Below are 12,467 nucleotides of genomic sequence, written 5' to 3'. Positions count from 1 at the left end.
TTAAACCTGAATAACACCTAAATTAAATTGTTTTTCAATAGGAGCGTGGTCAGCAGCTTCGATACCCATAGAAATCCATGTTCTGGTATCTAATGGATCGATAATAGCATCTGTCCACAATCTTGAAGCAGCGTAATACGGCGATGTCTGTTCGTCATAACGTGCTTTTATTTTATTGAAAAGTTCAGCTTCTTTAGCTTCGTCTATGATTTCTCCTTTTGCTTTAAGCGAAGAAGCTTCGATTTGTGCCAATACCTTTGCAGCCTGAGTTCCACCCATAACAGCTAGTTCTGCGCTTGGCCATGCAAAGATTAATCTTGGATCATAAGCTTTCCCGCACATCGCATAATTTCCTGCTCCATAAGAGTTTCCTACTATCACAGTAAATTTTGGTACAACAGAATTACTTACTGCGTTTACCATTTTAGCACCATCTTTTATGATTCCGCCATGCTCTGATTTTGATCCTACCATAAATCCGGTAACATCCTGAAGAAAAACGAGTGGAATTTTTTTCTGATTGCAATTGGCAATAAAACGTGTTGCTTTGTCTGCGCTGTCCGAGTAAATTACACCGCCAAATTGCATTTCGCCTTTTTTGGTTTTAACCACTTTTCTTTGGTTGGCTACAATTCCAACAGCCCAGCCATCAATTCTGGCATAACCGGTAATAATGGTTTGACCATAACCGTCTTTGTAAGGTTCAAATTCAGAATTGTCCACCAAACGATTAATGATTTCCATCATATCGTACTGCTCATTTCTGGCTTTTGGTAAAATTCCGTAGATATCATTAGGTTCTAGAGCAGGTTTCTCCGCTTTAATTCGGCTATAACCCGCTTTGTTGTAGCTGCCTATTTTATCAACAATATTTTTTATTTTATCTAAGGCATCTTTGTCATCCTTAGCTTTATAATCTGTAACACCTGAAATTTCGCAATGCGTTGTAGCACCGCCAAGAGTTTCATTATCAATAGTTTCTCCAATGGCTGCTTTTACTAAATAGCTTCCGGCAAGAAAAATACTTCCCGTTTTATCAACTATTAGTGCTTCATCACTCATAATTGGTAAGTAAGCCCCACCAGCAACGCAACTTCCCATTACAGCGGCAATTTGTGTGATTCCCATGCTGCTCATTTGAGCATTGTTTCTAAAGATTCTTCCAAAATGTTCTTTGTCCGGAAAAATTTCATCCTGTAGTGGCAAATAAACACCGGCACTGTCTACTAAATAGATAATAGGCAATCTGTTTTCCATTGCAATTTCCTGTGCACGCAGGTTTTTCTTTCCCGTAATAGGAAACCAGGCTCCGGCTTTTACAGTAGCATCATTAGCAACAACAATGCATTGTTTGCCTTTTATATAACCTATTTTGATGACAACACCACCGGACGGACAACCGCCATGTTCAGCATACATGCCATCTCCAACAAAACCTCCAATTTCAATACTTTTCGTATTATCGTCTAATAAATAGGCGATACGTTCACGTGCTGTCATTTTTCCTTCGGCATGAAGTTTTTCAATACGCTTTTCTCCACCACCTAATTTTACTTTGGCTAATTTTTGTTTTAATTCAGAAAGTAATAGTTTATTGTGATCTTCGTTTTTATTGAAGTTTAAATCCATAAGAAATTGATGTTTTTACAAAATACTGTTGGCTAATTTACAAAATCAATTTATAAATCAGATTCTTCGTATCATAAATTAAGAATTTTAATTGATTTTGTATATTCTTTAAACGTGAAGCGCTATGAGTATAAAACAAAAAAACAGAAGATGATCTTCTGTTTTTTTTATAACTTATTTTTTCGATTATTTTTTAGAATCGCAAACCATTCGTTTTAAGATTGCCCATTGCTTTAAGGCATCACGAGCTTCAACAGCAGGATAACCCAGCATTGTTTTTCCGGCAGCAACATCACCTGTAACTCCGGATCCTGCACCTACAGTTGCTCCATCACCAATAGTAGTATGATCTTTTATAGAAGCGCTTCCGCCAATAATAACACCATTTCCTAATGTAACAGAACCTGCTAATCCGCTGTTTCCAGCCATAATACAGAATTTACCTAATTTACTATTATGTCCAATTTGTACCAGATTGTCAATTTTACAGCCATCACCTAAAATGGTTGAGCTAAATTTTCCACGGTCCACACAAGAATTTGCTCCAATTTCAACTCCGTTTCCTATTATTACATTTCCAATTTGTGGAATTTTTACTAAACCTTTTTCACTGCAAGGGCGAAATCCAAAACCATCAGCTCCAATTGTAGCATTAGGGTGAATGATACAATCGCTTCCAATATGACAACGCTCTCTAACCACAGTTCCAGACCAAATAATAGTGTTTTTACCTATGGTACATTCGTCTAAAATGGTAACGTTTGGATATATCGTTACGTTTGCTGCAATCGATACATTTGGACCAATATAACAGCCAGCTCCAATTCTTGAGCCTTCGCCAATTATCGCAGTTTCATCAATTGTTGCAGTTCGATGAATATCATTATGAAATAATGGAGTTGGGGGTGCAAAAAGAGCTAAAATTTGAGACATTGCTAAATCAGCATTTTTAACTTTAATAAAAGCACGGTTAGTTCCAGGCTCAATAGAGATATCTTCATTTACTACCGCAACAGCAGCTTTTGAAGCTTCCCAAAACTTTTCATATTTTTTGTTTCCTATAAAAGATATTTCAGAACTTGTTGCTTTCTCTAATTGTTCTGTTGCAGTTATGCTTTGAGAAGTTGTGCCATAAATTTCTCCTTTTATGACCTCGTTGATTTCTTGAATTGAATAGGATTTCATCTAATGAATTGGGGTGTTTTCGGTTTATTTCCGTCAAATAAAATAAATTAGATTTGAATTACCTAATGTTATTTGTAAGTTTTAAATAAACAATTTTAAATAACAGTTTAAATATTACAAAATTAACATCAAAAGTATTAATTTATTAACAGTTTGGTAATTTTAAAAATATGATGGAATAATACTATTTATCCTTAATTTGATGATCTGTAGGTATTAAAAACATTATTTTGTTGCTTTCGGGTTAAAAAACAGTACTGTAACTAATTTAACAGTTAAGTATCAATCATACTGTTTGTTAGAGGAAATGTTATTTTTTAATTTCTTTCGGATAGTATTGTTTATTAGTAAGATTAATCCTTTATTTTAAAAAATTAAATTGCTAGTTAATTTTTTTTTGAATTTTATGAAAATAAAAAAGCGATTCTCTTTTTAAGTAGAGAATCGCTTTCTTAATAATTTAAATGTATTACTCTTTTATTTTAGAAAGAGAGATAGCATTGATGCAATAACGCAATCCGCTTGGTTCTGGACCATCGGGAAAAACGTGACCAAGATGTGCTTCGCAGGTATTACAAACTACTTCAACTCGAATCATTCCGTATGATTTATCAGCGTGATACGCAATTGAATTTTCCTGAATGGGCTGCGTAAAAGATGGCCATCCGGTTCCTGATTCAAATTTTTCGCTGGCATCAAATAATACTGTACCACAGCATTTGCATTCATAAATTCCCGGATCGAATAAACTGCAAAGTTCTGAACTAAAAGATCTTTCTGTACCTTTTAGACGCGTTACCTGAAATTCTTCAGACGTTAAGAGCTGTTTCCATTCTTCTTCCGTTTTCTCAACCTTTTTCTCAGGAGTTGGATTTCCTTTATTTGTATATCGAATAATATCTGCCCATTTAATCATAGTCCTAGTTTTTTTACCATTAAGGTACTAAAAAAAATAAACTTTTGCAGCTTATTCTTCTTAATATCTTAAAGGTTTATTTAGAATTTATTCTTCTTCTTTTTGTCCCATCATCATTAAAAATGCTTTTAGGAAAGGATCGATGTTACCGTTCATAACACCATCAACGTCGCTGGTTTCGTAACCGGTACGAACATCTTTGACCAACTTATATGGCTGCATAACGTAATTACGTATTTGCGAACCCCATTCGATTTTCATTTTTCCAGCTTCAATATCAGCACGCTGAGCTTGTTGCTTCTTTAATTCAATTTCATACAATTGAGATCGAAGCATTTGCATGGCACGCTGTCTGTTGTCTTGTTGCGATCGCGTTTCTGAACATTGAATCTGAATTCCGGTTGGTTTGTGCACTAGTTGTACCTTAGTTTCAACTTTATTCACATTTTGTCCACCCGCTCCACTAGAGCGCGAAGTCGTAATTTCAATATCAGCCGGATTAATATCAATTTCGATACTATCATCAACAAGCGGATAAACATACACAGAAGCAAATGAAGTATGACGCTTGGCATTACTGTCAAAAGGAGAGATTCGTACTAAACGATGTACACCGTTTTCTCCTTTAAGATAGCCAAAAGAATAATCTCCTTCAAACTCCAGTGTAACAGTTTTAATACCTGCTACATCACCAGCCTGAAAGTTCAGTTCTTTTATTTTAAAGCCATAGCTTTCTCCCCACATCATGTACATACGCATTAGCATTCCTGCCCAGTCACAGCTTTCAGTTCCACCGGCTCCTGCGGTAATTTGTACCACCGCACTTAAACTATCTCCTTCGTCAGAAAGCATGTTTTTAAACTCAATGTTCTCAATATGAGCCTGAGTGGTGTCGTAATGTCCGTCTAATTCTTCTGCAGAAAGTTCTCCTTCTTTATAAAAATCGTAGGCAAGTTGTAATTCGTCTGTTAGTTCGATCGCTTTATTGTAGTCCTCGATCCATTTTTTTTTGTTTCGAAGATTTTTTACAATCACTTCAGCTTCTTTTGCATTGTTCCAAAAGTCAGGTGCGAAAGTTTTTTCTTCTTCGTTGGCAATTTCGATTAGCTTGGCATCAACGTCAAAGATACCTCCTCAACGCACCAAGGCGCTCCACAATACCTTTTATTTGTTCGGTAGTTGTCATAAATTAATAGTAGTTTTATATGTTTGTTATAAATATTACGTTAATTTGGTTCTAGGTTATTGACAAGTTAAAATTTACTAAAACTTACTCAGAATAACTACCAGTAATACGTAATTTTGTTGTACAAAAATAAGATATAGTTTTTATAATATGGAAATAAATTTAATTAGCGATACCATTACTAAACCTACATACGAAATGTTGCAGTATATGTTTAATGCACAGGTAGGTGATGACGTATACAAGCAGGATCCGACGGTTATCGAACTGGAAACCCGAGTTGCTGAGTTTTTTGGTATGGAAGCAGGACTTTTTTTTCCGTCAGGAACTATGGCAAACCAGACCGCTATTAAATTACATACACAACCGGGAGAACAATTAATCGCCGACAAATATGCACACGTTTACCATTACGAAGGTGGTGGTGTATCTTTTAATAGTGGCGTATCATGCTGTTTACTCGATGGACATCGCGGTATGATTAATGCCAGTCAGGTTGCAGCAGCGATCAATGATCCCGAATTTTATCATAGTCCGTTAACTAGTTTGGTTTGTGTAGAAAATACAACGAATAAAGGTGGTGGCGCTTGTTATGAATTAGAAGATTTAAGAGAAATAAAGAAAGTTTGCGATGCTAATAATTTGAAATTTCACTTAGATGGAGCCAGAATTTGGAACGCATTAGTAGCGAAGAGGCAAAATCCAAAAGAATTTGGAGCTATTTTCGATACCATTTCCGTTTGTTTGTCTAAAGGATTAGGTGCTCCAATCGGATCAGTACTTTTGGGGAGCAAAGTGGATATTCACAGAGCTTTGAGAATTAGAAAAATATTAGGCGGAGGAATGCGTCAGGTAGGATATTTGGCAGCTGCAGGATTGTATGCATTAGCGCACAATATTGAAAGACTGGCAGAAGACCACCGAAGAGCAAAAGAAATTGCTGCAGTTTTAGTAACTAAAACCTGGGTTGCGGCTGTAGAACCTGTAGAAACTAATATTTTGATTTTTTCGTTGGCGGAAGGATATAATGATCAGCTTTTGATTGAGAAATTAAAACAAAAAAATATTTCAATAAGTTCAATGGGACATAATAAACTTCGTATTGTAACGCACTTAGATTACAGAGAAGTAATGCATACGTACGTCTTAGAGACGCTTTCTAAATTTTAAGGGACAAAGGTTCAAAGGTTCAAAGGTTCTGAGGTACTAAGGTTTTTAGGTTCAAAGTCACAAAGGCTCAAAGTCACAAAGGTTCATTTAAAAAAAGGAAGCACAATTGTGCTTCCTTTTTTTAAGAATAGTTTCAAAAGTTACAACGAAAAACCTTTGTCCCTTTGTACCTCAGAACCTTTGTCCCTCTTATTTAAAAAGATTATCCATTCCCGGAATCATTGGCATATCCATTTTTGCAACAGCATCAAGTTCTCTTTCGTTTACTCCTGTAGCTTTTTCGATTGCTTTATTTAGTGTTACAATTAAGTAATCTTCTAATTGTTCTTTATCTTCCAATAACGAGTCATCGATAGAGATAGCGGTTACTTTTCTGTTAGCTGTCAAAGTAATTTTCAATAATCCATCAGCACTTTGTTCATCAATCAAAACAGTATCCAGACGTTTTTTTGTATCTTCAATTTTTTGTTGGGTTTCTTTAAGTTTACCCATCATTCCCATTAAATCCATTTTTGTTGATTTTATATTATTTCACACAAAATTAGTATATTGCTGTATTATATCAATACAATATTTTATGAAAAAAATATTTATCTTATGTTGTGTTTATAGTATTTTTGCTCCGTCTTATAAAAACAAACGCTTAATCAATGCAAAACGATATATCGGCCCCAAAGGCTAACATAATACCCAAAACATTAAAAAAACATAAAGAGACCCGACTTGATAATTATTTTTGGTTAAATGACAGGGAAAATCCGGAAGTAATTAATTATTTAAATCAGGAAAACGATTATTATAAAAACAGTACGGCTCATACAAAAGATCTTCAGGCTTCTTTGTATGAAGAAATGAAAGCCAGAATTAAGGAAGATGATTCCTCTGTTCCCTATTTTTACAATGGTTACTATTATATTACCCGATTTGAAACAGGTCAGGATTATCCAATATTTTCAAGAAAAAAAGGAAGCTTAGCGGCAGAAGAAGAAATCTTGTTTAATTGCAATGAAATGGCAGAAGGACATGCTTACTTTAAATTAGGAGGTTTAAGTATTAGTCCGGATAATAAGTTTGCCAGTTTTGGTGTTGATCTTGTAGGGAGAAGAATTTACACGATTCAGATCAAAAATCTGGAAACAAATGAAATTTTAGCAGATAGAATCGAAAATGCTACAGGAGGTTCTGTTTGGGCAAATGATAATCATACGATTTTTTATACCAAGCAGGACGAAGTTACGCTTAGAGCAGATAAAATTTTCAGACATAAATTAAATACTGATGCTGCAGCAGATGTACTTGTTTTTAATGAAACAGATGATACCTTTAATGTTTCGATAAGTAAAGAAAAGTCAAGAAAATATATTGTAATTGGATCTGGAAGTACATTGACTACAGAATACCGAATTTTAAATTCAGACAATCCTGATGGAGAATTTGAGGTTTTTCAGAAGCGTGTTCGAGGACTGGAGTATAGTATTTCGCATTACGAAGATTCTTTTTATATTTTGACGAATAAAGATGACGCTACCAACTTTAAGTTAATGAAAACGCCCGAAAATAAAACGGGTAAAAAAAACTGGGTAGATGTTATACCGCATCGCGAAGATGTTCTTTTAGAAGATATTGAAATATTCAGAAATTATTTAGTGGTAGAAGAAAGATCGAATGGATTAAACCATATTCGTATCATGCCATGGAATGACGAGCCAGATTATTATTTACCGTTTGGCAGTGAAACGTATAATGCGTACACCACAACCAATATCGATTTTGATACAGATATTCTGCGTTACAGTTACCAGTCTTTGGCGACGCCTTCGTCTGTAATTGATTTTAATATGACTACTAAAACCAAAGAAGTTTTAAAAGAACAAGAGGTTTTAGGTGGTAAATTTGATAAAGAAAATTATATCGAAGAACGTGTTTGGGCAACAGCAAGAGATGGCGTAAAAGTGCCTATTTCGATGATTTATCGCAAAGGATTGCATAAAAACGGTAAAAATCCGTTACTACTGTACGCGTATGGTTCTTACGGAATAACGATGGATACTTATTTTTCGTCAACAAGATTGTCTTTATTAGATCGCGGTTTTGTTTTTGCAATTGCTCACATTAGAGGAGGAGAAGATTTAGGAAGACAATGGTATGAAGATGGAAAACTGTTAAAAAAGAAAAATACCTTTACAGATTTCATTGATTGCTCTAAATTTGTAATTGACGAAAAATTTACATCTCCGGAACATTTATATGCAGAAGGAGGATCAGCAGGAGGACTTTTGATGGGAGTTATTGTAAATGAAGCTCCTGAATTGTATAACGGGATTATTGCCCAGGTACCATTTGTTGATGTAATTACAACAATGCTTGATGACAGTATTCCCCTTACAACAGGCGAATACGACGAATGGGGGAATCCTAATAATAAACAGTATTACGATTATATGTTGTCGTACTCACCATACGATAATGTAAAAGCGCAACATTATCCTAACATGTACGTTTCTACAGGTTTACATGATTCTCAAGTACAATATTGGGAACCAGCTAAATGGGTAGCGAAACTAAGGAATATGAAAACAAATGATAAGCTTTTGTTTCTGGATACCAATATGGATGCGGGACATGGCGGGGCTTCAGGAAGGTTTGAAGCTTTAAAAGACTTAGCAAAAGAATTTAGTTTTTTATTAGATTTAGAGAAAATTAGAAGCTAATTAGAATTTTTTTTGTTAAATTTGCAATCTGTCAAGGTTATTTTTAAGTGCCTTTGATTAACTATTTTTTTATGAAAGAAGAAATAAATGCTTACAATAACGTTTTAGAGTTAATAGGTAACACACCACTTATTAAGCTAAATAAAATCACCGCCGAGTTAGAAGGAAATTTCTATGCAAAGGTAGAAGCTTTTAATCCGGGACATTCCTCAAAAGATAGAATAGCATTATATATTATTGAAGAGGCCGAGAAAAAAGGAATACTCTCTCCAGGAGATACCATAATCGAAACAACATCCGGTAATACGGGATTTAGTTTAGCTATGGTAAGTATAATAAAAGGCTACAATTGTATTTTAGCTGTAAGTTCAAAATCGTCGAAAGACAAAATTGACATGTTGAGGAGTTTAGGAGCAAAAGTGTATGTCTGTCCGGCTCACGTTTCTGCAGATGATGAAAGATCATACTATAACGTTGCAAAACGTTTGCATGAAGAAACAAAAGGTTCAGTTTATATCAATCAATATTTTAACCAACTAAATATTGATGCTCATTACAACAGCACAGGTCCGGAAATTTGGGAACAAACAAAAGGACAAATCACACATCTAATTGCTTGTAGCGGAACCGGAGGAACAATTTCAGGAACTGCAAAATTCTTAAAAGAGCAAAATCCTAATATTAGAATTCTTGGTGTAGATGCTTTTGGTTCGGTTTTGAAAAAATACCACGAAACAAAAGAATTTGATAATAAAGAAATTTACCCATATCGTATAGAAGGTCTAGGTAAAAATCTAATTCCATCTGCTACAGACTTTGATATTATTGATAAGTTCATGAAAGTAACCGACGAAGAAAGTGCTCACTCAGCAAGAGAGATCACCCGTAAAGAAGGTTTATTCGTAGGATATACATCTGGTGCTGTAATGCAGGCGATTAAACAATATGCAGAAGAAGGTGAGTTTACAAAAGATAGTAATATTATTGCTATTTTTCCAGATCACGGATCACGATACATGAGTAAAGTGTTTAGCGATGACTGGATGAATGAACAAGGATTCTTTGACAGTGTCAATGAAGAAGAAGTTCAAAAAATTGAATTTGTAAAATAGAAATTTAGAATTCTGATATATAGAAACTCCATTTGGCTTTGTCAAATGGAGTTTTTTTATTGATTTAAATGAACTTCATAATATTTATCCAATTACGACCTTCTTGATATAAGTTAGAATTGATTCAGAAGCAACAAAGTAAATATTCAAAAAAATCCGTGTAAATCTGTGTTTTCGCAGAGCGAATCCGTGTCATCCGCGTCTAGCATTGTCAAATGTTGGTTTTCGGTATTTTGTGAGAATAACGTATTTTATTGTAAGATCTTGTCATTTGTATTGCTTTAAATTTTCTTTTTTAAGAAAATTGCAAACAGTATAATTAAAATCAATTGCTATTGTAAAGATATCGATTTTGGTTATTTCGTCGATTATTTTGGTTTTTTATCGGGAAAGTTTCGAGACCTATACTTATTAATATAGATTAGTAGGATTAAAATTTAAATTTTTAATATCCTAAAATCTACTACTATGAAAAAAACACTACTCACATTACTGTTTGTTAGTTTTTTTATTGCTACCGCGCAAAATCCAATTCAGGAATTCGATTTTAACGGAACATTGAATAATACAGCTAATAACATATCATTTACAGGTAGTGCAAATTTTGTAAGCGATAGGATGGGGGGAGTCAAGAGCGCTCAGCGACTTGTTAATAAAGGTATGGAAGCTGTTATTGATAATCTTCCACAAGACAATAATACTCGTTCTGTGTCGGTTTGGGTAAAGTTTAATGCCATTTCTTCGGCAAATTATATTTGGGGTTACGGAAATGCTGTTAATGCCCAATATTGTGGTTTATTGCAGCAAGGAACTTCAACGGCTAATTCTGATTTAAGTCTTGCAGGTTGGGGAACTTCTAATGATATTATAGTTTCTACTCCTTTGGCACGTGATATTTGGTATCAATATACTATAACTCATGACGGAAAGTCTTCAAAAATATATCGTAATGGCGAATTGCTGAAGTCGATTTCTGGTATTTCACGTCAGACTAAAGGTACTATATTCAGACTTGGAGAAATAAATACTACAGTAGGAATAAATGCTGATATAGATGATTTAAAAATTTACAATGTAGCTTTAACAGATTCTCAGGTTTTACAGTATTACAATGATTCTAAGCCTGTAAGTGAGTCTTTAAGCGTTGCAAATACGGAAACCAAAACGGCTAAAAATACTGTTGCAGCAAAGCCTGTAAATACGGCTAAAAATGTTGAGGTTTTTTCGCAGGGAAGAAAAATAGTAGGAAGTAATGCCAGCAATATTGGTGATTTGCCGGAAGGAACTTATTTGCTAAAGATTACAAACAAGACATCAAAAAAATGACATCGGATTAAAGTAAGATTTAGTTTTATGATTACCTTTTTTAATAATTTTAATTAGGAAAAAAAGCCTTCAAATGTACTATTAGAAGGCTTTTTGACTTTACATTTATACATTTTCTAGCTTATTACACTAATAACTATAAATAAGATTACCAGAACTATTACGGCAAATCTTGTGTATTTCGATGTTTGCATATCGTTTTTGATTTAGGGGTTAATAGGATTGGGGCAAATATAATAGATTATTTAAATTTATTTCTTTTAGAATAGGGTTTTTAAGAAAGTAAAAAGCCCTGAATAAAAATCCAGGGCTTTCGTAGTATTTTGAGAAAAAGTTTACTCTTCTTTCATCGTGTGATAAACGTTCATAACGTCATCATCTTCTTCGATTTTTTCGATTAGTTTTTCAACATCAGCAATTTGTGCTTCAGTAAGTTCCTTTGTGATTTGCGGAATACGTTCAAAACCCGAAGATAATATTTCCATTCCTCTGTTTTCCAGTTCTTTCTGCAAAGCACCAAAACTACCAAAAGGAGCGTAGATTAAAATTCCGTCCTCGTCTTCAAAAACTTCTTCGGCACCAAAATCAATTAACTCTAATTCTAATTCTTCAGCATCGATTTCGCCTTTTGCAATTCTGAAATTACAAGTATGATCAAACATAAACTCAACAGAACCCTGAGTTCCCATTGTTCCGTTACATTTATTAAAATAGCTTCGAATGTTAGCTACCGTTCTGTTATTGTTATCAGATGCAGTTTCAATTAAAATTGCAATTCCGTGAGGAGCATATCCTTCAAACAAAATCTCCTTATAATTGGCAGTATCTTTATTACTTGCATTTTTTATAGCGCGTTCCACATTGTCCTTAGGCATGTTGGCCGCTTTTGCATTTTGTATTACAGCTCTTAATCTAGAATTGGCATCTGGGTTTGGGCCACCTTCTTTAACCGCCATAACGATATCTTTACCAATTCGGGTAAATGTTTTAGCCATTGCTGACCAACGTTTCATTTTTCTTCCTTTTCTAAATTCGAACGCTCTTCCCATTACTAATTTTTTATTTTGAGATGCAAAAATACGGTAATTCCTTATTTTTCCAAAATCAATCGTATTCTTTTTTAAATTATGTTTTTATGAAAATTTAAGATTAATTTTCAGCACTTAGTATACCGCCATTTCACTTTTTCAAAGCTGAAAGCTTTGAAAAAGTAGTAAAATCTAAAATCTAAA

Annotated in this window: 10 protein-coding genes; 4 read left to right on the top strand and 6 right to left on the bottom strand. The window is 34.2% G+C overall.

Features of this window, described 5'->3' with window-relative positions; translation table 11 throughout:
• The 4 genes from B0A66_RS00050 to prfB all read right to left on the bottom strand — a co-directional run bounded on the left by B0A66_RS00050 (position 1) and on the right by prfB (position 4,916).
• On the bottom strand, positions 1 to 1,629 hold the full coding sequence (locus tag B0A66_RS00050) for an acyl-CoA carboxylase subunit beta (RefSeq protein WP_089047804.1): 1,629 nt from the start codon (positions 1,627 to 1,629) through the stop codon (positions 1 to 3).
• Between the two features lie 186 nt (positions 1,630 to 1,815).
• Entirely contained in the window at positions 1,816 to 2,814 is a 999-nt protein-coding gene (gene lpxD, locus B0A66_RS00045) for a UDP-3-O-(3-hydroxymyristoyl)glucosamine N-acyltransferase (protein ID WP_089047803.1), read from the bottom strand.
• A 469-nt stretch (positions 2,815 to 3,283) separates the two neighbouring features.
• Complete coding sequence (gene msrB / locus B0A66_RS00040) at positions 3,284 to 3,730, bottom strand: peptide-methionine (R)-S-oxide reductase MsrB (protein WP_089047802.1); 447 nt, start codon at positions 3,728 to 3,730, stop codon at positions 3,284 to 3,286.
• 87 nt (positions 3,731 to 3,817) lie between these two features.
• Positions 3,818 to 4,916 (bottom strand): peptide chain release factor 2 gene (gene prfB / locus B0A66_RS00035; RefSeq protein ID WP_123868188.1). Its coding sequence is split into 2 segments (ribosomal slippage): positions 3,818 to 4,852 and positions 4,854 to 4,916, totalling 1,098 coding nucleotides; the frame shifts between segments, so codons are not numbered across the junction.
• A gap of 150 nt (positions 4,917 to 5,066) precedes the next feature.
• Between prfB and B0A66_RS00030 the strand changes: the two genes are divergently transcribed.
• Positions 5,067 to 6,086 (top strand): threonine aldolase family protein, encoded by a 1,020-nt coding sequence (locus tag B0A66_RS00030; protein ID WP_089047800.1) that lies wholly within the window; start codon positions 5,067 to 5,069, stop codon positions 6,084 to 6,086.
• A gap of 189 nt (positions 6,087 to 6,275) precedes the next feature.
• Here the strand turns inward: B0A66_RS00030 and B0A66_RS00025 are convergent, their stop codons facing one another.
• Positions 6,276 to 6,596, bottom strand: a complete 321-nt coding sequence (locus tag B0A66_RS00025) for a YbaB/EbfC family nucleoid-associated protein (RefSeq protein ID WP_089047799.1) — start codon at positions 6,594 to 6,596, stop codon at positions 6,276 to 6,278.
• 140 nt (positions 6,597 to 6,736) lie between these two features.
• On the opposite strand from B0A66_RS00025, the gene B0A66_RS00020 reads away from it, so the two are divergent.
• The 3 genes from B0A66_RS00020 (at position 6,737) to B0A66_RS00010 (ending at position 11,235) form a co-directional block, all read left to right on the top strand.
• A complete protein-coding gene (locus B0A66_RS00020; protein ID WP_089047798.1) occupies positions 6,737 to 8,797 on the top strand; it encodes a S9 family peptidase in 2,061 nt (686 codons plus the stop codon).
• Between the two features lie 71 nt (positions 8,798 to 8,868).
• Positions 8,869 to 9,909 carry a PLP-dependent cysteine synthase family protein gene (locus B0A66_RS00015; protein ID WP_089047797.1) on the top strand — a complete coding sequence of 347 codons (1,041 nt, stop codon included), beginning with the start codon at positions 8,869 to 8,871 and terminating at the stop codon, positions 9,907 to 9,909.
• 468 nt (positions 9,910 to 10,377) lie between these two features.
• Positions 10,378 to 11,235, top strand: coding sequence for a LamG domain-containing protein (locus B0A66_RS00010; RefSeq protein ID WP_089047796.1), 858 nt, complete (start codon positions 10,378 to 10,380; stop codon positions 11,233 to 11,235).
• A gap of 335 nt (positions 11,236 to 11,570) precedes the next feature.
• Here B0A66_RS00010 and B0A66_RS00005 read toward each other — a convergent pair whose 3' ends face one another.
• Positions 11,571 to 12,284, bottom strand: coding sequence for a YebC/PmpR family DNA-binding transcriptional regulator (locus B0A66_RS00005; RefSeq protein ID WP_089047795.1), 714 nt, complete (start codon positions 12,282 to 12,284; stop codon positions 11,571 to 11,573).
• Positions 12,285 to 12,467 lie beyond the last annotated feature (183 nt).

Origin of the sequence: Flavobacterium hercynium (assembly GCF_002217285.1) — a bacterium.
Lineage (GTDB): Bacteria > Bacteroidota > Bacteroidia > Flavobacteriales > Flavobacteriaceae > Flavobacterium > Flavobacterium hercynium.
The sequence above is the reverse complement of the archived record's forward strand: the minus strand, read 5'-3'. Positions and strand labels throughout refer to the sequence as shown.

Bases quoted from the DNA above. Each gene is read 5' to 3' on its own strand.
- B0A66_RS00050 (WP_089047804.1), bottom strand. From the start codon at position 1,629: ATGGATTTAAACTTCAATAAAAACGAAGATCACAATAAACTATTACTT.
- lpxD (WP_089047803.1), bottom strand. From the start codon at position 2,814: ATGAAATCCTATTCAATTCAAGAAATCAACGAGGTCATAAAAGGAGAA.
- msrB (WP_089047802.1), bottom strand. From the start codon at position 3,730: ATGATTAAATGGGCAGATATTATTCGATATACAAATAAAGGAAATCCA.
- B0A66_RS00030 (WP_089047800.1), top strand. From the start codon at position 5,067: ATGGAAATAAATTTAATTAGCGATACCATTACTAAACCTACATACGAA.
- B0A66_RS00025 (WP_089047799.1), bottom strand. From the start codon at position 6,596: ATGGATTTAATGGGAATGATGGGTAAACTTAAAGAAACCCAACAAAAA.
- B0A66_RS00020 (WP_089047798.1), top strand. From the start codon at position 6,737: ATGCAAAACGATATATCGGCCCCAAAGGCTAACATAATACCCAAAACA.
- B0A66_RS00015 (WP_089047797.1), top strand. From the start codon at position 8,869: ATGAAAGAAGAAATAAATGCTTACAATAACGTTTTAGAGTTAATAGGT.
- B0A66_RS00010 (WP_089047796.1), top strand. From the start codon at position 10,378: ATGAAAAAAACACTACTCACATTACTGTTTGTTAGTTTTTTTATTGCT.
- B0A66_RS00005 (WP_089047795.1), bottom strand. From the start codon at position 12,284: ATGGGAAGAGCGTTCGAATTTAGAAAAGGAAGAAAAATGAAACGTTGG.